The 18,313-nt window shown below is 71.1% G+C and carries 20 protein-coding genes and 1 pseudogene; 3 read left to right on the top strand and 18 right to left on the bottom strand.

Annotated elements, in window-relative coordinates; all coding sequences use genetic code 11:
- Nucleotides 1-10: 10 nt before the first annotated feature.
- The 4 genes and pseudogenes from C9F11_RS43585 to C9F11_RS43570 all read right to left on the bottom strand — a co-directional run.
- Nucleotides 11-415, bottom strand: a pseudogene (locus C9F11_RS43585) (ISAzo13 family transposase); the annotation flags it as partial.
- Nucleotides 416-433: 18 nt separating this feature from the next.
- Nucleotides 434-1,636, bottom strand: a complete 1,203-nt coding sequence (locus C9F11_RS43580; protein WP_138967897.1) for an IS110 family transposase — start codon at nucleotides 1,634-1,636, stop codon at nucleotides 434-436.
- A gap of 279 nt (nucleotides 1,637-1,915) precedes the next feature.
- Nucleotides 1,916-2,308, bottom strand: coding sequence for a restriction endonuclease (locus C9F11_RS43575; RefSeq protein ID WP_138967895.1), 393 nt, complete (start codon nucleotides 2,306-2,308; stop codon nucleotides 1,916-1,918).
- Nucleotides 2,305-2,811 carry a hypothetical protein gene (locus tag C9F11_RS43570; protein WP_138967893.1) on the bottom strand — a complete coding sequence of 169 codons (507 nt, stop codon included), beginning with the start codon at nucleotides 2,809-2,811 and terminating at the stop codon, nucleotides 2,305-2,307. Before C9F11_RS43570 ends, C9F11_RS43575 begins: the two co-directional genes overlap by 4 nt.
- Before the next feature lie 78 nt (nucleotides 2,812-2,889).
- Between C9F11_RS43570 and C9F11_RS43565 the strand changes: the two genes are divergently transcribed.
- Together C9F11_RS43565 and C9F11_RS43560 are read left to right on the top strand one after the other, a co-directional pair.
- On the top strand, nucleotides 2,890-4,137 hold the full coding sequence (locus C9F11_RS43565) for a helix-turn-helix transcriptional regulator (RefSeq protein ID WP_138967891.1): 1,248 nt from the start codon (nucleotides 2,890-2,892) through the stop codon (nucleotides 4,135-4,137).
- Entirely contained in the window at nucleotides 4,134-4,685 is a 552-nt protein-coding gene (locus C9F11_RS43560) for a flavoprotein (RefSeq protein ID WP_138967889.1), read from the top strand. Before C9F11_RS43565 ends, C9F11_RS43560 begins: the two co-directional genes overlap by 4 nt.
- A gap of 165 nt (nucleotides 4,686-4,850) precedes the next feature.
- Here C9F11_RS43560 and C9F11_RS47870 read toward each other — a convergent pair whose 3' ends face one another.
- Nucleotides 4,851-5,003: a hypothetical protein gene (locus C9F11_RS47870; protein ID WP_171076185.1), complete on the bottom strand. Its 153-nt coding sequence runs from the start codon at nucleotides 5,001-5,003 to the stop codon at nucleotides 4,851-4,853.
- Between the two features lie 137 nt (nucleotides 5,004-5,140).
- On the opposite strand from C9F11_RS47870, the gene C9F11_RS43555 reads away from it, so the two are divergent.
- Nucleotides 5,141-5,422: a GNAT family N-acetyltransferase gene (locus C9F11_RS43555; protein ID WP_138967887.1), complete on the top strand. Its 282-nt coding sequence runs from the start codon at nucleotides 5,141-5,143 to the stop codon at nucleotides 5,420-5,422.
- A gap of 338 nt (nucleotides 5,423-5,760) precedes the next feature.
- Here C9F11_RS43555 and C9F11_RS43550 read toward each other — a convergent pair whose 3' ends face one another.
- From C9F11_RS43550 to C9F11_RS43490, 13 genes are all read right to left on the bottom strand, one after another.
- Nucleotides 5,761-9,192: a LysM peptidoglycan-binding domain-containing protein gene (locus tag C9F11_RS43550; protein WP_138967885.1), complete on the bottom strand. Its 3,432-nt coding sequence runs from the start codon at nucleotides 9,190-9,192 to the stop codon at nucleotides 5,761-5,763.
- A 2-nt stretch (nucleotides 9,193-9,194) separates the two neighbouring features.
- Nucleotides 9,195-9,671: a pilus assembly protein TadG-related protein gene (locus C9F11_RS43545; RefSeq protein ID WP_138967883.1), complete on the bottom strand. Its 477-nt coding sequence runs from the start codon at nucleotides 9,669-9,671 to the stop codon at nucleotides 9,195-9,197.
- The gene (locus tag C9F11_RS43540) at nucleotides 9,671-10,186 is read right to left on the bottom strand and encodes a hypothetical protein (RefSeq protein WP_249402311.1); all 516 of its coding nucleotides are present in this window, start codon (nucleotides 10,184-10,186) and stop codon (nucleotides 9,671-9,673) included. The genes C9F11_RS43545 and C9F11_RS43540 overlap by 1 nt, the downstream gene beginning before the upstream one ends.
- A complete protein-coding gene (locus C9F11_RS43535; protein ID WP_138967881.1) occupies nucleotides 10,183-10,596 on the bottom strand; it encodes a TadE family protein in 414 nt (137 codons plus the stop codon). The genes C9F11_RS43540 and C9F11_RS43535 overlap by 4 nt, the downstream gene beginning before the upstream one ends.
- Nucleotides 10,593-10,814, bottom strand: coding sequence for a hypothetical protein (locus C9F11_RS43530; RefSeq protein WP_138967879.1), 222 nt, complete (start codon nucleotides 10,812-10,814; stop codon nucleotides 10,593-10,595). Before C9F11_RS43530 ends, C9F11_RS43535 begins: the two co-directional genes overlap by 4 nt.
- Before the next feature lie 44 nt (nucleotides 10,815-10,858).
- Nucleotides 10,859-11,671: a hypothetical protein gene (locus C9F11_RS43525; RefSeq protein ID WP_249402310.1), complete on the bottom strand. Its 813-nt coding sequence runs from the start codon at nucleotides 11,669-11,671 to the stop codon at nucleotides 10,859-10,861.
- A gap of 86 nt (nucleotides 11,672-11,757) precedes the next feature.
- Nucleotides 11,758-12,717, bottom strand: a complete 960-nt coding sequence (locus C9F11_RS43520) for a type II secretion system F family protein (protein WP_138967877.1) — start codon at nucleotides 12,715-12,717, stop codon at nucleotides 11,758-11,760.
- A complete protein-coding gene (locus tag C9F11_RS43515; protein WP_138967875.1) occupies nucleotides 12,714-14,114 on the bottom strand; it encodes an ATPase, T2SS/T4P/T4SS family in 1,401 nt (466 codons plus the stop codon). The genes C9F11_RS43520 and C9F11_RS43515 overlap by 4 nt, the downstream gene beginning before the upstream one ends.
- A 112-nt stretch (nucleotides 14,115-14,226) precedes the next feature.
- Nucleotides 14,227-15,141 carry a hypothetical protein gene (locus tag C9F11_RS43510; protein ID WP_249402309.1) on the bottom strand — a complete coding sequence of 305 codons (915 nt, stop codon included), beginning with the start codon at nucleotides 15,139-15,141 and terminating at the stop codon, nucleotides 14,227-14,229.
- Nucleotides 15,142-15,143: 2 nt separating this feature from the next.
- Nucleotides 15,144-15,830, bottom strand: coding sequence for an SAF domain-containing protein (locus C9F11_RS43505; protein WP_138967873.1), 687 nt, complete (start codon nucleotides 15,828-15,830; stop codon nucleotides 15,144-15,146).
- 27 nt (nucleotides 15,831-15,857) lie between these two features.
- Entirely contained in the window at nucleotides 15,858-16,745 is an 888-nt protein-coding gene (locus C9F11_RS43500; protein WP_249402308.1) for an ATP/GTP-binding protein, read from the bottom strand.
- An 8-nt stretch (nucleotides 16,746-16,753) separates the two neighbouring features.
- Nucleotides 16,754-17,242, bottom strand: a complete 489-nt coding sequence (locus tag C9F11_RS43495; RefSeq protein ID WP_138967871.1) for a hypothetical protein — start codon at nucleotides 17,240-17,242, stop codon at nucleotides 16,754-16,756.
- Nucleotides 17,243-17,696: 454 nt separating this feature from the next.
- Entirely contained in the window at nucleotides 17,697-18,131 is a 435-nt protein-coding gene (locus C9F11_RS43490; RefSeq protein WP_249402307.1) for a hypothetical protein, read from the bottom strand.
- Nucleotides 18,132-18,313: the final 182 nt, after the last annotated feature.

The raw sequence follows: 18,313 nt of genomic DNA, 5'->3' as shown, positions 1-18,313 counted from the left end.
CCGTAAAGAATCAACGCGTTGGTTTGATCTCTGTTGTGAGGGTCGCGCCGTGTGTGGTGGCGTGGACGAGGAGTCCTGCCAGGGTGTTGAGGTGTGCCGCTGGGGGCCGGAGTGTGTGTGCGTGCTGGTTCATCAGGCGCCGGGTCTCGCTGGTGGTGTGGCGGATGGTGTCCTTGCTGACGGCGAGGAGGCGGGCCAGCACGGTGGGCGGCAGGGCGAGGTTTTGTTGCAGTGCGGTGGCCAGGACCCGGTCGGCCAGGTCGAGTTTGGCTTTGCGGCCGCCTCCCGGGGCTCGGCGTCGTTCGCCGCCGTCGCGTCGGGTGGCGGGGTCCTGTTTCTGCAGCGCCTGCCAGTCGGCGGTCAGGGTCTCGGTCAGCGCAGTCAGTGCGGTGCGGGTCATGCCGGTCAGCGCGGGGGGCCTCTATGTCTTTCGTCAAGCGAGGCGTGGGGTTCTCGGTTCGTAGATGGTGCCGTCGCGGAGCATCGCGAAGAGCACGTTGATCCGTTGTCGGGCCAGGCGGAGAAGCGCCTGGGTATGGGTCTTTCCTCTGGCCCGGCACTTGTCGTAGTAGGTGCGGGAGGCGGGGTCGTGCAGGGCGGCGAACGCGGAGAGGAACATCGCGCGTTTCAGGACGCGGTTGCCGCCTTGGGGTGCGTGTTCGCCGTGGATCGAGGTGCCCGACGACTTGGTGGCCGGGGCGAGGCCGGCGTAGGAGGCCAGGTGGGCGGAGGTGGCGAAGCCGCTCCCGTCGCCGACGGTGACCAGCAAGGTGGCGGCGGTCCTGACGCCGACGCCGGGCAGCGACGTCAGGACCTGGGAAAGAGGGTGCGCCTCCAGCAGGGCGCTGATCTGTGTTTCTGCCGCCCGGCGTTGTTCGTGGACGGCGCCGAGCGAGCGGGCCAGCGACGGGATCACGAGGTCGAGGGTGCCGGTGCCGGGAACCACCACGGTCTGTTCGTCGAGCGCGTCGAAGACATCGTCGATCAGCCGGACCGCCATGCGCGGGGCCTTGGGCCGGATCACTTCGACGAGCCTGCGGCGTCCGGCCTTCCGCAGCGCGGACGGTGATCCGTAGCGTTCCAGGAGCCAGGTGACGGCCTGGTGGTCGAGTCGTGGTCCAAGGACGCGTTCCAGGCTGGGGTGGAACTGGGTGAGCAGGCCGCGGATCCGGTTGCTGGTGCGGGTGGCCTCGGCCGCGAGGTCCTGGTCGAACCCGGCGAGGACGGTCAGCTCGGCGGTGATCTCGTCGGTGAGTTCCAGCGAGCGCAGGGTATGCGGCATGGTGCGGGCGGCGTCCGCGATCACGGCCGCGTCGCGGGCGTCGGTCTTGGCCTCGCCGGGGTAGAGGTCGGCGATCCGCCGCATCGACAGGCCGGGCAGGTAGGCGACCTTGCAGCCGGTGTCCCGGGCGACGGTGAGCGGGAGGGCTCCGATCGAGGCGGGCTGGTCCACGATCACCAGGATGGTGCCGAACTTGGTCTTCAGCTTCTCGAAGACGTCCCTCAGCTTCGGTTCGGTGTTGGGGAGTTGCTTGTCGAAGACTTTCTTGCCCGCCGGGGTGAGGCCGTGGCCGTGGTGGTGGCTCTTGCCGACATCCAGGCCCAGGAAGACGCCTATCTCGTCGTACTCCATCAAGCCGTCCTCCCGAACGGGTTCGTACGGTGCTGGCCGGGGCGTTGGCGTCGTGCGCGCATCCACGTTATGCAGACCTGCCGCCCACCAGGTGCCGGGCATTGCGCTCGGCGGGGCGGTGTCGGACCTCTCATCAGCGTCTCCAGCGGCGCCTCTCGGGCCCGGTGGCACCACCCCCCAGGTCATTCGTTCGACAGGGGGGAACAGCCATGCCGGACCCGAAGGCCAGCGGCCCTCTTGCAGGACCGCGAAGAAGATAACGGGGGAAGGGCGGCGGGCGGATCAGGGAGAGACGGCGGCCGGTGCTGCTTCGGCCAGCCGGTCAAGCCGTTCGTACAGGGCACGGACCATGCGGGCCTTGTTCCGCACGTCGTGCAGGCTCCGGGCGGCCAGCCAGAGACGGCGGTCGGCCTCGCCCAGGACGATCTCGGCGAGCGGGCGCCTGCTGTCGTCATCAGGCAGCCGGGCCGCGTACGCGCGTACATCGGCAGCGACCGCCTGCCCAGCCCCGGCCAGCAGCAGCCCGACCTGGTGGTAGTCGCCGGGCCGAAGCGCGCCGGGGTCAGACCATGCCAGCACTGCCTTGAGGAGCCCCTCGCAGGTCTTGCGGCCCAGGGGCGGCTCCGCGCCGAGCAGGCCCGGGGGGCCGTCCACCCCGGCGCGCGCCGTGTTCATGACCCGGCCGAGGAGAGGACCGGCCGGTCGACCGCGGCCAGCGCGTCACGCAGACCGGCGACGTCGACCGCGACCGCCACCCTGCCCAGACAGGGCTGCCCGTCGCAGCCCTGCCAGGGGGCGCGGCTCTTGGGCGGGCTCAGCCAGGCCGAGGCGAGGGAGCCGTCGGTGCCGCAGGCGGGCACCAGAAGCCAGGAGCCGCAGGAGAGCACCCGCACTCCCGGAACGCCAGCCCAGTTCGCCTGGCCGCTGGCCACCAGCACGATCAGTTCTTGACGCAGATGGTCGGCGAGCACCGAGTACCCGTCCAGGACCGGAAGGTTCATCGCGTCAAGGGCGGCGAGGCCGCGCCGCAGAGGAGCGATGACCACCGCGTCCCGGCCGCCGCCGCACCGTACGAGCCGGGTGGCCGCACGGGACGCCCTGCGCAGCCGTTCGTACGTGCGGGCATCAGGTTCGAGCAGGGCGCCCCACGTCGGGGTGGGCTTCTGGGACTTGGCCATGAACGGACCGTAAGTGCGGTAGACCGAAGGAAGGCCACAGGAATCCTGTGGGTTCGCGTTCCGGTCCGGAGATTTCCGATGAGCACCTCTCTGAGCATGCAGTTCGGCCGCCGCGTCGCCTACTGGCGCGGCCGGCGCCGGATGACCCAGGCGACGTTCGCCTCACTGATGGGCAAATCTCTGCGCTGGGTCGAGGACGTGGAGGCCGGGCGGGTCCAGCGCGATCCGCAGCTGTCGGTGATGCTGCTCGCCGCCTCCAAACTCGGCATCACCCTGGAGCGGCTCCTCAGCGACGAGGCCGTGGCGTGCGCCGGGCAGAGCGAGCTCGACGCGGTCCGTGCCGCCCTGCACCGCCACGACGTCATCACCGGGGCCCGCGGCGACGCCGACGACGAGCCGGTCTCCGTTGACCTGCTGCACCGGGCCCTCGTCCATGCCCGCAGCGGCTTCCAGCGCGGGCACTTCGCTCAGCTCGGCGCCGCCATCCCCACGCTGCTGGTCGACGCCTCCCAGGCCGCCCACCACCATCGCGGCGACGAGCAGATGGAAGCGTTCCGGCTGCTGTCGCTGTCCCTGGAACTCACCGAGGCCGCGCTGATCAAATGGGGCGACACCGAGACCGCCGTGCTCGCCGGGCACCGCGCGGTCGCCGCCGCCGAGCGCTCGCAGGATCCCGTCATCATGGCGTCGGCCGCCCGGCACCTCGCGGACGCGATGACCAACCACGGCCAGGCCTCTGCGGCGGTCGCCTTCGTCACCGCAGCCGCCCACCGGCTCCAGGGCGAGTTGCTCCAGCGCGGCCCGGACGGGCTGTCGGTGCTGGGAATGCTGTTCTTGAAAGCCGCCATGGCCCAGGCCGCCACGGCCGAGGCCGACGACCGCAACTCCGCCGCCCTGGCCCGCAAGGTGCCCGACCACCTCGCCGAGGCCGCCGAGCACGCCGAGCACCTCGGACACGACGACAACCGGCTATGGAGCAGCTTCGGCCCGACCAACGTGCAGCTCTACAAGGTCGCCGCGCACGTCCAGCTCTCCGAGGGAGCCGACGCCGTCGCGGTCGCCCACGGCATCCCCGCCCCCGCGTTCGCAGGACTGCCCCCGGAGCGCCGGGCCCATCTGCTCGCCGACCGCGCGCTTGGCGAGATCCAGGCAGGACTGTGCGAGAGGGCCGTCGACACGCTGCTCGAGGCCGAGCGCCTGGCTCCGGAGGAAGTCCAGTGCCGGCCCCGCACCCGGGCCGCGGTCGAGGACCTGCGGCTGCTCGGCACCGGCAGCGCGGAAGGCCGCTTGCGGGCGCTTGCTGATCGTTGTGGACTGCCCGGGTGACCCAGACCCACACCCTGTACCTCATCGCCTGCGCCGCCCCGCCCGCCCGCCGCATACAGATCCCGATCCGCGCCGCGCAGAAGGCCGGTTGGGACGTCTGCGTGATCCTCACACCGTCCGCCTACCGGTGGGCGAGCGAGGACTCCGAAGGCGAGATCGAGGCCCTGGAACAACTGACCGGACACCCCGTGCGATGGCAGTACAAGCTCCCGAGCCAGGCGGATGTGCTGCCGCCCCCCGACGCGATGCTCGTCGCGCCACTGACGAGCAACACGCTGAACAAATGGGCGGGCGGGATCTCCGACACCCTCGCCCTCGGACTGATCACCGAAGCCATCGGGATGGGCACGCCGCTGGTGGCCCTCCCGCACTGGAACGACGCCCAGGGACGCCACCCCGCGGTCGGCCGCAGCGTCCAGCAACTGCGCGAGGCCGGGGTGGAGGTCCTTCTCGGGGAGAGCGGGTTCATTCCGCACCGGCCCCGCCATGGTGACCTCGATGCCTACCCGTGGCACACCGCCATCGAGGCACTCCCCGCCGTCCGCTGACCGCACCGGGGTGTCTCCCACCGGAGACACCCCGTCGCCTCACCCCGCGAGGAGCCCCGCCCGTGACCGGCATCGCCGGCACTACGACCAGCCGGGTACGCCGGGCGGCACCGTTGACCGATCCTGCCTGCCCGCATTGAGAGGGCTCCGCGCCCTGCGCGCTACTCACCGGTCCTTCAGCAGGTAATGCAGCAGCGTCACCACAGCCACTCCGACCAGCAACGCAGCGCCCAAGGACGGATGCTCGAAGGCGACGTAGGTCGTGCCGCCACCCACCACGAGCAACAACGCAGTCCGCAGATCCATGTCACCGTTCATGTGGCCCTCCCGAACCATGCAGCGCCACCCGCGAGGCGGCATCGTGCATAAAAAAGGAGGTGGCCGGGCGGTTAGCCCGATCACCTCTGTCGGGAATAGGGAGAGAAAAATCAAGCGTGCATTACACGACTTTAAGTGTGAGGTGCATCACAAAATCGAGCGCCTTCGGAGGTTCGAAGCCCCTGTCCGAGCTGATGGTCCGCGCCCCGTGGCGGGGAACCGGCACCGCCCGCCAGCTGCACGACGCGCTGCTCGCCCACCGCCCCGAGGAACGCGCCACCCTCCTCGTCGACCAGGCCCACCCCAAGGTCCACGCCCTGTACGAGTCCTGGGGATGGCGCACCCTCGGAGACCTGCGCCCCCGAGTGACGAACGCGCCCCTCATGCACCCCATGCTGCTCACCCTCCCCCAGCGCTGATCACCAGGGCGGCCCCGACGCGTACCCGTGGCACACCGCCATCGAGGCACTGCCGCCCGCAGCTGACCGCATCGGGGTGTCCGCGTGGGGGTACCCCGACGTTCACTGCACGGTTCTCCAAGGAGGACCGCGGCGGCTGGCAGTTGCCGGTCTACGCTGACGCCCTCGCCGCCTGATGCCGCCCTTGTGCTTCAGGGCGCGACGGGCCACGCGAACGCGGGACGGATGGTGGGCCGGTGCGGCTACCCTCGTACCCTCGCCGGTAGGCCGTCGGTAGTCCGCTACTGACCGTTACCGCTGCCCGTGATCACGTGGAAATGCTCGCGAAACCGCGGAACCTACAGCAGCTTGGTGGCGCTCGGGTGGGTGAGCAGGTCACGGAGCAGTTCCTCTGTCTCGAGCTCCGTGGGCAGGCCCAGGAACCGGTTGACCTGTTCGAGTCGGGCGATCGCGGTGTTGAGACCCGCGCGGTTTCCGGCGGCGTATTCGATGCGGAACCAGTCCCGGAACAGCAGCTCTGAGTATTCGTCGGCTTCGAGCCCCGTGCTGATGGCGCGTCGAGCGAGTGTGAGGTCGTGGTGCGGACCCTTGTGGAGGCGGTGGGTGGCGACGGTGTGCGCGACGGCGACGATCCGCATGGCCATCTCCTGTTGCAAGGGTTCGCTCCAAGGCAGCGTTTGGGCGCCGAAGGGGCGGCCCCGTACCTGGTCGAGAGCTTCTTCGAGCAGCGGAAGTCCCGGAGCGCCGCGGGGGAGTTCCTGCTCGGCGGTCTTGTGGAAGGCATGCCAGTCGCAGCAGATCTTGTCGGAGAGCCGGAAGGGGTCGGACTTGACGGCGCGGCGGGGCACGTAGGGATTGCCGTCGGGGTCGTTGCCGAGGCTTCGCCGCAGACCGCCCAGCCTTGCGTTGAGGGTCTCGGGTGACCAGGGGCTGGAGGGGTCCATGTCGGCGCACAGGGCGTCTGCGTCACGGCCGGGACGCAGGTGGAGGAGTGCCGCGAGCTGGGCTTCGCGGGTTCCGTGTTTGGAGGCGGCGACGCCGGAGATGGTGACAGGGCCAAGGACCTGGATACGCGGTGTAGATGGGGCGGCTGCTGTAGAGAGGGCTGTGGGCGAGGAGGCCTCTGTGGCGGCGCCGTGGTGCGTTGCCCGCGACGGGACCGCGGACGGCTCGTGCTGTACAGCTTCGGCCCTGTGCGCTTGGCCCTTCCCCATGTTCTTGTGCTCCGCGGTGGGTGTCGTGCGGGGGCCGGCGGGTGAGAAAGGCTGCGGGACGGCGGCCGGGTCGGCCGAGGCAGCGAGCAGAGCGGGGAAGACTCCCAGGCCGCCCGTATCCGGATCTGATGCTTCCGGAGGTGTGAAGGAGCGCTTGACCAGCGGCGCCGGGGGAGGGGATCCGTCCGGATCGTTGCGCTGCACTGTCCTGCTGCCAGCGGCGGCGCGATCCGCATCTGGGCCTGGGCCTGGGCCTGGGGCAGGCGCGGGTGCGGCGGCGCGGGCATGGGGTTCGGTGGGCACGTGCCGCCAGGGGCCTTCGGCGGGATGGGGCTCCTCACCGGAGGTGGCCAGGGCGGTGGTGATGTCCTGGTACGCCTGGCGGGTCAACCGCTGCAGGGTGACGTCGGTTTCCAGGGCGTAGATGTGCTGGGGCTGACGGTCGTTGGCGCTGAGGCGCTCACTCTCGTCGAACAGCAGTGTGGTGTGCGGTGTGGGTGCGATGACTGCGACCTTCATCAAGTCCGTGGTGTGGCTGAGGGTCTCCGCGATGGACCAGGCGCTGTCGGCGTCGAGCTCGGCGGCGCACAGGATCAGATAGGGGGTCCGCCGTAGGCCGGTCTCGTGTTCCTGGTGTGCTTCCAGGAGCCGTTCGGCGAAGTCGCGCGCGGCCTGGGCACCGGTCGCCATATGCGCGATGCGTGCCGTGGGCAGCAGGGTGTTGAGGCCGTCGCCGAAACCGGCCACTACGACTTCGACGCCGCTGGCCCATGGGCTCATGGCCAGCTCCAGGGCGAGGGAGGTGAGGATCTCCTCGCGCGGACCGCGCTCACCGTCAAGCAGGACGACCCCGCTGTGGGGCAGGTTCAGCAGCATCAGGTTCCCCGCCGCGTCACTGCCGATGGTGGCCAGCCCTGGGTGCGGGGCGTCGTTCTGTGCGGCGTCGGCGGGCAAGTCGGTGTCGTGATCCAAGGTCCACCAGGGGCTGGGGCCTTGCGTAAACGGCGTCACCGGCTCGGCTGTGGGGTCGGCGGGCAGGATCTGCACAGCACTGCTGGTAATGCGTGCGCCGCGGATGTCGGGCACCGCGGTCTCGTCATGGGATGCCTGGGCAGCGAGGGCGCGCAGCGCGAGGTCCAAGCGGTGGATGCCGTGGGCTTGGGGTGCTTGGGCCGCCTGGGCCAGTTGGGCCTCGGTGGGGGAGGGTTCAGGTGGCATGGCGATGCGCTGACCTGGATTGGCGCGGCGGCGCTGGAGGATCCGGCGGATCGTCAGCGCCAGGGTGACCGCGGCGGCCAGGGACGCCAGCACGCCTGCGGTGCGGGCGGGGGTGATGAGCGGAGAGGATGAGCCTGGCTCGTGCTCAGGAGCAGGGGCCGGTGCGGAAGGCGTGGGCGTCGGCGCCGCCGGATCCTGATCAGGGGTGGCCGGGGAGGAGGGCTGCTGCTCGCGTTGCCCGGGCCGTGCGGAGGGTTTGCCCGTGTCGTCGTGGGCCTCCCCCTTGTCGCTGTGCTTGTCTGCCTGCCCGGGCTGCTCGTTCGTGTCGTCCTCCGGCGCAGCGCCGGGGAGCGTATCGGACCTGGCTGGGATGAGGATCTTCTGCCCGGGATAGATGAGGTCAGGGTCTTTCAGCCGGGGAGCACCATCGGGCTGGGGGTGATCACGGTTTGCCTCGTACAGGCGTGGCCAGGTGGATGCGTCGCCGGTCTCTTGCCCGGCGATGCTGGACAGCGTCTCGCCTGGCCTGACGGTATGCGTTCGTTGCGTGCCGCTCGCCCGTCGTGGCTGGGAAGGCCTGCTCAGCGGTCTTTCCTCGGCGGTGAGCTGGATGGCGTTGTGATCTTGCTGGTGGGCAGCAGGCGGGGGAGAGGCCGGGGTGTGGGCATCGGCGGGCAGCTGGATCTCGAGCCCGGGAGGCAGCAAAGGACTCTGCGGTAGGCCGGGGTTGAGCCTGCGGATCTCCTGCGCCCGTGGCCCTGATCCGAGGTACTTCTCGGCCAGGTCCCACACAGTTTCGCCCGTGGCGCCCACGATATGCACCGGTCCCTTGGCCGCGGCCGGCGGGCTGGTGGAGACGGCGCTGCCGGCAGACGCGAGGGCCGGCGCGGGCGGGCTGTGGTCGGGGGCGGGCTGCTGCGGGGCGGTGGCCGCCACGGTGGAGGCCGGAGCCGCGACCGCGGTGCCGGCGGGGAGGAGCAGCAGGCCGCCCAGGAGAAAACCGGCCAGGCGCTGTGGCGCCCCCAGACGCCGGTGGCGCCGCGTGGGGCGTCGGCGCAGGTGCCGGGGGATTTCTGCGAGCAGTCCCAGCATGAACCAGGACCACCCGCACCAGGCCAGCAGGGTGAGCAGGGTGAAGAGCACCTGGCCGCCGCCCTCGCTTGAGGTCAGGGTGTCGGCGATGTCAGCGCCGCTGGGAACCCCGTGGGGCAGGGTGCCTGCGCTGACCAGGACCCAGGGGATGCCGCCCAGCAGCGCGAGCAGGGCGGTGAGGCTGGCCGCAGCACCCAGGAGGCGCAGCGCCAGAGCGACGGTGCGGTGGGGGAGAGGGCGGGACATCGTCAAGCTCCGGGGTCGGTGCGTTCGAGGGTGACGTCGGCACGCGCGGTGACCTGCATGCTGGAGTAGCCGAATCCGCCCAGGAGCAGGGGCCGGTAGGTGGCGAAAACGGTGATGGTGAGGCTCTGTCCGTCCTCGGCCACCCGCACCGAGCCGGTGGCGCCAGCGGCCGTGAGGAAGGCCCTGGCGGCGGCAGCCGCCTTCTGCGGGTCGGCGCGGGTGCCTACACCGGTGATGGCGTCGGGCCCGTTGATCTCCTGTCCGGCGGCGCGGGCCGCTTCGGCGGCGATGTCTTCGGCATCAGCGTCGGCCATCATCAGCCGCCCGCCGTCCACGAGCACCGCCAGGAGCAGCAGCATCACGAGGGCGAAGCCGATGAAGTACAACGTCACCGAGCCGCCATCGCGGGCGCGTCGGCAGGCGAACCCTGGCCGTCCCTGCGCCCGGCCGAGCAGCCCCTGCGCTGAGGCCGCCCTCATCAGCGGCCTCGTGCGCGCGCGACGTAGCGGTCAACCGGGCTGTGCCGCGTGGCGGTGAGCGTCTTGGAGCCGGGAAGGCCCGGCACGGCCAACTGCGCGAGTGAGATGGTGCAGTTCACACGCACGGAGACGCTTCCGGGCTGCCCGGGCCCGGTAGGGAAGCGGCTGGTATCGACGTGAATGTCGGAACTGGTGCAGGTGCGCTGTGCCTGCCCCAGGGAGGCCAGCGCGGCCTGGCGGGCGCGGGACTGCGCGGTGGCGGCGTCCGCGGACTCGCTGGCCGCGCGGGCCGCCGCAGCCGCGGCGTTCGCCGCAGTGCTGTCGCCGAGCCCGGCCAGCCCGTAGGCGGCCAGGATTGCGAGGAACGGCACCAGCACCACCAGGCAGAGCAGGGCCTCCAGGGAGTAGGAGCCCTGGTCTTGCAGCGGCCGCCCGGCGCGCTCCTTACGGCCGCGCAGCCACGGCGCGGCCGCGACTGCGCGGCGACGGCGGCGGGCCGGTGTCGTGGGGGTCATCGGTTGACCTCCACGGTGTCCTCGGCGCTGCGCTGGATGCGCAGATCCCAGGGCAGAAAGCTCATGACATGCCCGGTCACGGTGACCCGCACACGCCCCCCGCTGGAGCCCGCCGTACTCACGCGGGCGCCGCGCACCACATCCACCGCGCTCAGCCACTGCTTCGCCCGTGCGGCGCCCTCACCGGGCCGGGCTTGGTAGGCGGCTCCCGCCTGGGCCCCCTTGCGGGCCGCCGTGTGGGCCGCGGTACTGGCCAGGAAGAACACCCCCAACTGCAGCACGATCAACGAAATGATCAGGAGCGCGGGCGCGATGAGGAGGAACTCCAGCGTAGAGATGCCCGCATCACCGCTCCGACCGCAGGCCGCCCGCACACGACGCCGCCACCACCGGGGCATGCGCGTGCTCACAGCCCGACAGCGGCGGTGAAGCGCTCCATGAGCGACGTCGAGGTGGACTTGAACACCGTGCCGAAACTGACCGCTACCCCCAGCACCACTGCCCCCAGGATCAGCTTCTCCAGCGTCTCCATCCCCGCGTCGCGGCGCGGACCGGTCATCCGCTCCTTATGCACCAGCCACACGGCATGCACGTGTGTGACTGCCTTGTCGATCCGGCCGAACGTCATGGCATATTCCCCTTTCCTCGGCTTGGCAGTGCCGTCGTGGGTCGTCAGATGGAGGTCAGTGCGCTGAAAGCGGGGTAGGCGAACATCGCCAGCACGACGGTGAACAGCACGGTGCCGGGCACCACCATGCGCTCAGAGGCGGCATGTGCCTCCGCCTCCCGGTCAGTGAGCAGCCGCTGGCGCAGCAGCAAGGCCTGGGTCGCGAGCGCTTTGCTGATCGAAGCCCCCTCCCCGGCCAGGGAGAAGGACTCCGCAGGGGCCGCGAGCTCGGGGATCCCCAGCTGCTCCCCGAGCTGCGTGAGCGCCTCCCACTGGGGGACCCCGGCGAGCTCGGCGCGCTTGAGGGCCGCGCTGATCCGGGCCAGCACCCAGTGGTCCCCGACCTCGGCCGTGCGCTGCACCGCGGCCTCCGGCCCGATGTTCGCGCCGCGCTCCAACTGGGCGCGCTCCAGGAACGAGGCGATGGCGTAGCGGGCCTCGAGGCGGGCTCGGCGCGCCTTGCGCCGCACCTGCCTGTCCGCGTCGATCCAGATATAGGCGGCGAACGCCAGGGAGCCCAGCACCGGCAGCGCCAAGGACAGCCCGAAGCCGGCCAGGACCGCCGCCACTCCGGCGAGCTGCACCATCACGAGCGCCAGGACTGCGCCCACGACTTTGGAGCCGATGTGCGCGGCGGGGGACAGGCCCAGCAGGTCCAGATCGCTGCGCGGAAGGCTCAGCCGGTGGCCATGCGCGGCCAGGATCTGCTCCCCGGCGCGTTCCCACAACGACCGCGCCGACCCGCCGCCGCGGGCACCCCCCTGGGCGCGGCCGGGCCCCGGCTCGAAGTTCTCCAGCCGGTCCAGAACCGCGTTCACATCCGGTCGCGCAGGCACAAACTCCCGCACCACCAGGAACAGGCCTGCGCCGCACAGAGCTCCGCACGCGAGTGCTTCCGGTGACATCACAGCCAGGCCCCCTTCCGCTTCCTGTTCACGTATCCCGGCCCGCGCGGGCCCGGGCTGCCGGGAGGGCCCGACGCGGACAGCTCGTCCAGCAGCCGGGGCGGGGGAGAGGACTGGGCCAGCGCGCGCAGCCACACCAGGGCCGCGGCGAACGCCGCCCCAAGGGTGAACATCACCGCCTGGCCGGTGGGGGTGCGGTAGATCTCGCCCCAGGACGGGTTGGTGAAGATATAGGCCGCGATCAGCAAAGTGATCACCGAGATCCAGCGGGTGCCGGTACGGACCTGGCTGCGCTTGGCGTCCACCGAGCGCAACTGGATGGCTTCCTGCTCGGTCAGGGACGCCATCGACTGCAGGGCCCGGCTCAGCCCGGGCCCGTGCTGCTGGGCGTGGGTGAGGAAAAGCATCACCGCGTTGTCGACCGCGCCATCGCCGAAGTGATCGGCGAACTGCCGGTAGGCGACCGCCGGGGTGGCGCCCACCCGCAGCCGGGCCGCCAGCAGCCGCACCGGCGGGCGGATCACTGCCGGTGCCCGGGGCGCGGAGGTGGTAATGGCACTTTCCAGGGTGCCGCCGGACTCGTGCACCCCGGCCAGCTGCTGCATCCACTGGGCCAGCGCCTCCAGGCGCATGATCTGCCGCTCACTGGTACCGGCCGGATGCCAGATCCATGGCACCCCCAGGACCGCGATCCCGGCCAGCAGTCCATGCACCGGGCGCTGCCAGTACCACCAGCCGCCGATGGAGGCAGCACCAGAGGCGAGGACAATCAGGCGCCAGCGGCGCGCCCACGCCTGCGGCAGCGAGGCCCTGGCCTGCTGCACGCGCACGGCCCACCGTGACGGAGGCCGTCCGGCCGGCAGCTGCGGGGGCCAGTATCCGCGCGCTGCCGCCAGCAGGCCGCCCGTCACCAGCGCTCCGCACAGGGCCGCCAGCAGACTCCACTGATCACTGCTCATGCCGCGCCCGCCGCCTTCACGATCAGATCCAGCGGGGCGGGCCAGGCACCGTACTGCGGCACGGCCAGCCAGCGCCGGTCGAATCCGGCCTGCTCCTCCAGCTCGCCGATGCACGACGGCACCAGTTTGGGCACCGCCCGTGGGTCGGATCCAGCCGGGCCGAAGATCTCCTGAAGGGCAGGACGCCCGTGTTCGCCGGGCTGGACTTCCACGACCTGGTGCACGAACCGGTGCCGGCGCCCGCCCTGGCGTGTCTGGTTGATCTGCTTGAGGTAGACGACGAAGTTGATGGCGGTGCCCACGAGTTCGTGGACGTCGTCACGGTGCATGCCCCGGCACAAGGTGACCAGCCGGGGCAGCACGAGGCTGGGGTAGGCAGCGTGGAGCGTGCACATGGAGCCCGCGCCGCCGGCACTCATGGCCTGCAGCATCGCGATGGCCTCGCGGTCGCGGACCTCGCCGACCAGCACCCGTGTGGACAGCATCCGCAGCGCGTGCGGGAACATGTCCTCCACCGTCACCTGGCCCACGGGCCGGCCGTCGACGAGCTCGCCGTTGGAGTCCCGGGCCTCCAGCTCGATGAACTGCGCGCCTTCCCGGTAGCCGCTCAGGTGCAGTTCGCGGTCGGATTCCAGGACCACCACCCGCTCCTCCGGGGGGATCTTCTTGGCCAGCGCTCGCAGCAGGGATGTCTTTCCTGTGCCCACATCTCCGCTGAACAGGACGTTCTTGCGGGCCAGGACCAGCGCGTGCAGGAACGCAGCCAGTGCCGGGGACAGGGTGCCCCATTCCTGGAGCTGTTCGAGGCTGGAGTCCACCACGCCGTGGCGGCGCACGCCCAGAAACGGCCGCGGGCTCAAGATGGTGGCCTCGGCACGGGACCCGTCGGGCAGCCTGAACGACACCATGGGGGTGGAGCTCGACAGCCTCCGCTCCCGGTGCCCGGAGTTCGACGCCAGACGGTTGATCAGAGCCACGAGCTCCTCATCGCTCTCGGCGACCCTGGGGGCCTTCTGCGTGGCCTTGTTGACGTAGTCGACCTGCACCTCGTCGCCCAGGACGACGATGTTCTCCACCAGCGGGTCGTCCAGGTACTTCTGCAGAGGCCCGGCGTGAAACACCGCGTCGTACACCGCCTGGCACAGCGTGTCGACCTGCGCCTGGGCCAGCGCCGTGCCCTGCCGGGCCCGTTTCACGGCCCACTGCGAGACCCGCTGAGCGACCAGAGCGCGGGCCCGCTCCCGGCGGGCGCTCTCGTTGGACAGCGGCTCTTGGTCGTCCGCGGCGACGATGTCGTCGCTGATCTCATCGCGGAGCCACGCGATGTCCTGCGGCGTCGCTGGCAGCGCCCCCGACCGGTCGGTGACCTCCAGTGAGGCGGGCGATGTGAGTGCCACCGGTCCACGGCGGCCGGGGCCGGCAGGGACGGCACCCTCTGGTGCGGGCACGGGCTGTGCGAGGGAGGCCCGCAGGACGTCCTGCAGCGGTGAAGTGCGGTCTGCCTGCTGCTCAGCCACGGGACACCACCTGCCGCGGATCCCGCACCGGGGCCGGGAGGCGGCTCGCCGCCAGGCGCTGCAGCACCCCGGTCTCGGCCGGTGACATCACCGGCGCAACGGGCATGTCCAGCGCGCGGCGCCGGGTGTGCACCGCCACGCTGATGGCCTGCACGCTCTTGCGGGCCTGCTTGACCAACGGCAGCTTCGCCAGCCGGGGCGGTCGCTGCGCGCCGTGGGTGAACAGCCGCGCGGCGGCCTCATCCCAGGGCAGCAGATCCACCACCGGGGTCTTGAACCGGCGCGCGATCGCGTCCGAGCGCAGCCCTCCGGCGGCCGGGGACAGCTCCCGCACCACCAGCAGGCGCAGCGCGTCCGAGCCACTGCCGTGGCTCTCCAGCTCGCTGTGCAGCACCCGTGCCACCGGCAGGGTCTGGGCCACGGACGTCAGGGTGTTGCGCAGCACCAGCACCACCAGATCGGCCCGGTGCGCCAGCGGCGCCGGATACAGGGTGCGGTGCAACCCGCCTCCTTCGACGGCGATGTGACCGGCATCCACGACCACATCGAATCCGGCCTGCTGGTCCATCGCCCGCAGCAGCAGCGACAGCGGCCCCCAGGTGCCCGCGAGCGCGCCGGCCTGTGTGGGATCGGTCAGTCCCGGCAGCACCAGCCGGTTGCCTTCCTCATCGAGGCGGCGCAGGTGCGCCTCGAAGGCTTCGGCGAGCTGGTTTTGCAGGTGGGCCTGCGCCAGGTGGAACAGGCCCACCTCTCCGCCCCAGGCCCCCTGCCGGTAGCCGGTGCGGATCGACGCCTGCCGGGCTGAGGCCTCTACCAGCAGCGACGGGCGGGGGCCGGACAGAGCCAGGGCAAGGGACGACACCGTGACCCCGCAGCCGTACCCGGAAGTGAGCAGCATCACCGGCATGATCAGCCCTTGCTCTTCAGCACGATCGCGACCCGGCCCGCACTGGCGTCGGAGGCCACCGCCGCACTGTCGCCGTCGGGAACCGCCGCCTGGATGACGACATCGCCGCTGCTGGAAGGCGTGCCCACCTTGACGACGCGGCCGGCCACCTCGACCAGGCCGCGCTGCTTGTCCGGCGTCTGCCCGTCCTGGGGCCGCGTCACCAACTGCACGGCATCGCCCGGCCGCAGCGCATCCACCGGCGCCATCGACCGCTTGACCTCGACGGCGACCAGCGCCTCACCGGGCCGTAGGCCGCCGTGCTCGGTCAGTTGCCCATCCGTCAGCAAGGAACCCTGCGACAGAGCGGCGGCCGCACGACGCCCGAGCACCTGGTTCTTCTGCTGGGCAGGCACGGGCTTCAGGCCCGGAGCATCGGACAGGGCGACCACCCGCAGGTCACCGGACGTGAGCTTCTGCCCCGCAGGCACATCGCGTGCCAGTGCCAACACGTCCGACCGCTCGGCGCTGGCGTGCATCAGTCCCGCGAAGCCGAGCGCCCCGGCCAGCACCATGACGGCGCCAAGGATCATGAAAGAGCGGCGCCGGCGGCGCGGCGGCTGCGGGTCGACGATGCCGATGTCCGGGCGCATCACCTCAGGGCCGGGTGGTGCGGGCACCGGGGACTTGTTCCTGGCCAGGTTCTTCAACACCACGTCCTTGCCATCCCGCCTTCTCTAGTCGAGCACTCTCATCTCGCCCACGGACACCGCCAGACCGCTCTCGCGCACCGCGGTGAACTCCCCTGATTCACCACCGCCGGTGACATGCCACTGGACCGTCCACGTCGCCACCGCGCGGCCCGTGAACCGGCCGCCGGGCCGGCCCTGAGAGGAGGTCTGGTAGCGGTGGCCGCAGGTCGGCGACGCGGCCATGCCGTAGGCCCTCCGGTACTTCGTGCCCGGCCCGGTGCAGGTCACGGTGGTGCCGTCCCCCATCGACCAGCGGATGACGGAGACCTTCGCGGTCGCGGACACCGTCACCCCGGCCAGTGAGGCCTCGGCGGTGTTGGGCCCGAAGGTGGTAGCGGAGGGAGTCACCCACATCCACAGCGGCACCCCGACCGTGTAGATGCCCCCCGCGCGCGGGCTGGCGATATCCGGCCCGGTCAGGAGCATGCTGTCCACGGCTCGCCGGGCCAGCTGCTCCGGGTCGACGTCTACCACCGGTGGGCCAGCGGCCCAGAAGACCTGCGGTGCGCCGCCCGCGATGGTGCCCGGCGCCATGCCCAGCGCGTCGTCCAGGCAGACCCGCGTGTAGATCGCGCCGTCACCTGGCCTGTGCCCCTTCCACAGCGGATCGCTAGCCGGGGGCTGTGGGTCCAGCCGCTCCAGCGCGCACAGCTTGGGCCGTGCCCTGCTCGTGTCCGCTCCCCTGCCTCCTCCGGCGGGTTTACCGCCGCGCTCGGTGCCCCCGCCGCCCCGCCCCGGCTTCTCCGCGCAGACGGTGACGTAGGAGGGCTTGCCTGGACACAGGCCGCTGCCCTGAACCGGCACCCCGATCCCTGCCCAGGAGGCTTCGGGCAGTGTCATGGCCAGCGCAGCCGCGGTGAGCAGGACGGTCAAGTGGCGACTCAGCAGGTGCGGTTGCCGTGCGTCGTGATCTTGGTGATCATCCACCGTTTCCCCCACTTCTCGGCATCGATCGTGGTCTTGTACCGCAGGGGCTGATTGGACGGGTACGGCTGGGGCTCGCCGCTCTTCTTCTTGACCGTCTTCCACGAGCTGATGTCCAGGCAGTCCTCCAAGCGCGCTCGGGGGACCTTCCGGGCGGGGCTGAGGGAGAGCACCCTCGTGGTGTGCGAGGGAGCGCCCTTGGTGGCCGTGCCCTCCCTCTTCATAGCCAGGAGGTCGCCCATCGTGCGACCAAGCGCCTCCTTGGTGGCATACCGCTTCAGCTGCGTGCCCTTGATGTCGGTCTGCGCGTAAGCCTCGGCCTGCTCCTGCCACATCCGTGCGTAGACCTGCAGGACGGCCTTCTTGTCCTTGGCGAGCGGGTCGGTGCTCGCCGCGGGTTCGCTGGCCGCCGAGGACGGCGCGGGCGGGGAGGACTTGTGGTCCACTCGGTTGTCGTCGCTGCTGTCGCTGCACGCGGTCAGGACGGCCGCGGCGCAGGCCGCGAGGATCGTGGGGCACGACCGCCTCCATTTCTGTGTGCGAACACTGGGATGTGCCTGCTGGCTCTGTGCTCGGCTCACTGGGCCTCCCGTGTGGCTGATGCGGTGGGGTAGTCCTCTGACGTGGGGTGCGCGGTGCCGGGGGAGCATACGGACGTTTCGAGCTGTGGTGACACAAGTTGAATGCCGTTCGTACTGCGGCGCATGACGTGCACAGCACATACTTTCCTCATCCCCGGTGCCATGCCCATGAGACGGCCGCGGGCAGGCGCCGCACGGGAGCGCATGCGGCCCGTTGCAGACCCAATGGCGCGCAGGGCAGGACGTGACGGAAGCCTCCGCCTGGGCCAAACGCGTTCTGGAACACACGGCGCGCGGGTGATGCGGGCTGGGGGAGACCTCACGGGGGCAGCGGCAGGGCAGTCCATCGGTCCGTTCCTTTCGGTTGCTGGAAGTACAGGTCGGTGACGCGTGCGTCGAGGGTCGTGCCGCCGCGATCGGTTCCGGCCCACACCAGGTGCACCACCGCCCGATGCGCACCGCCACCCGGGGCCCGACGCGCGATGGCGGCCTGGATGCGCACCCGGCTGAAGGCGGGCGCCACCAGGCGAGGCGGCCGCCGACCGAACACCTGGGGGAAGCGCTCGCGTCCAGCTCCGGTGGCATCCGCGCGCAGCAGCCGCGCCCCCCAGGCGCGCAACTGCTGCTCCTGGGCTGCGGGGAGGTCCCGGGGCCAGTCCTGCTCCAGGTGTCGCTGGATGGGACGGTCAGCCTGCGGGCCCTCACCCCGCGGCGGCAGCTCGACAACGGCCGCTGACGCTTCATCAGGTGGCACGGATACTCCCTCTCTGCCCGGCCCCGTCGAGGACGGCGGTGGCATGCGGGCATGCTTCTGGCCGGATCCGGCGGGAGAATCGGCCGGAACTGAATGGTCTGGGACGGTGGCGGAGCCGGGGCGGGACGATTGCGGCATGAGCAGGCCCGCCCCGGTGACCGCGAGCAGCACGGTGGCAGCGA

This window comes from Streptomyces sp. YIM 121038, from assembly GCF_006088715.1.
GTDB lineage: Bacteria > Actinomycetota > Actinomycetes > Streptomycetales > Streptomycetaceae > Streptomyces.
The sequence above is the reverse complement of the archived record's forward strand: the minus strand, read 5'-3'. Positions and strand labels throughout refer to the sequence as shown.

What these genes read in the sequence shown, in the direction of transcription:
- C9F11_RS43575 (WP_138967895.1), bottom strand. Translation starts at nt 2,308, where the DNA reads ATGAACACGGCGCGCGCCGGGGTGGACGGCCCCCCGGGCCTGCTCGGC.
- C9F11_RS43570 (WP_138967893.1), bottom strand. Translation starts at nt 2,811, where the DNA reads ATGGCCAAGTCCCAGAAGCCCACCCCGACGTGGGGCGCCCTGCTCGAA.
- C9F11_RS43565 (WP_138967891.1), top strand. Translation starts at nt 2,890, where the DNA reads ATGAGCACCTCTCTGAGCATGCAGTTCGGCCGCCGCGTCGCCTACTGG.
- C9F11_RS47870 (WP_171076185.1), bottom strand. Translation starts at nt 5,003, where the DNA reads ATGAACGGTGACATGGATCTGCGGACTGCGTTGTTGCTCGTGGTGGGT.
- C9F11_RS43550 (WP_138967885.1), bottom strand. Translation starts at nt 9,192, where the DNA reads ATGTCCCGCCCTCTCCCCCACCGCACCGTCGCTCTGGCGCTGCGCCTC.
- C9F11_RS43545 (WP_138967883.1), bottom strand. Translation starts at nt 9,671, where the DNA reads ATGAGGGCGGCCTCAGCGCAGGGGCTGCTCGGCCGGGCGCAGGGACGG.
- C9F11_RS43540 (WP_249402311.1), bottom strand. Translation starts at nt 10,186, where the DNA reads ATGACCCCCACGACACCGGCCCGCCGCCGTCGCCGCGCAGTCGCGGCC.
- C9F11_RS43530 (WP_138967879.1), bottom strand. Translation starts at nt 10,814, where the DNA reads ATGACGTTCGGCCGGATCGACAAGGCAGTCACACACGTGCATGCCGTG.
- C9F11_RS43520 (WP_138967877.1), bottom strand. Translation starts at nt 12,717, where the DNA reads ATGAGCAGTGATCAGTGGAGTCTGCTGGCGGCCCTGTGCGGAGCGCTG.
- C9F11_RS43510 (WP_249402309.1), bottom strand. Translation starts at nt 15,141, where the DNA reads ATGCCGGTGATGCTGCTCACTTCCGGGTACGGCTGCGGGGTCACGGTG.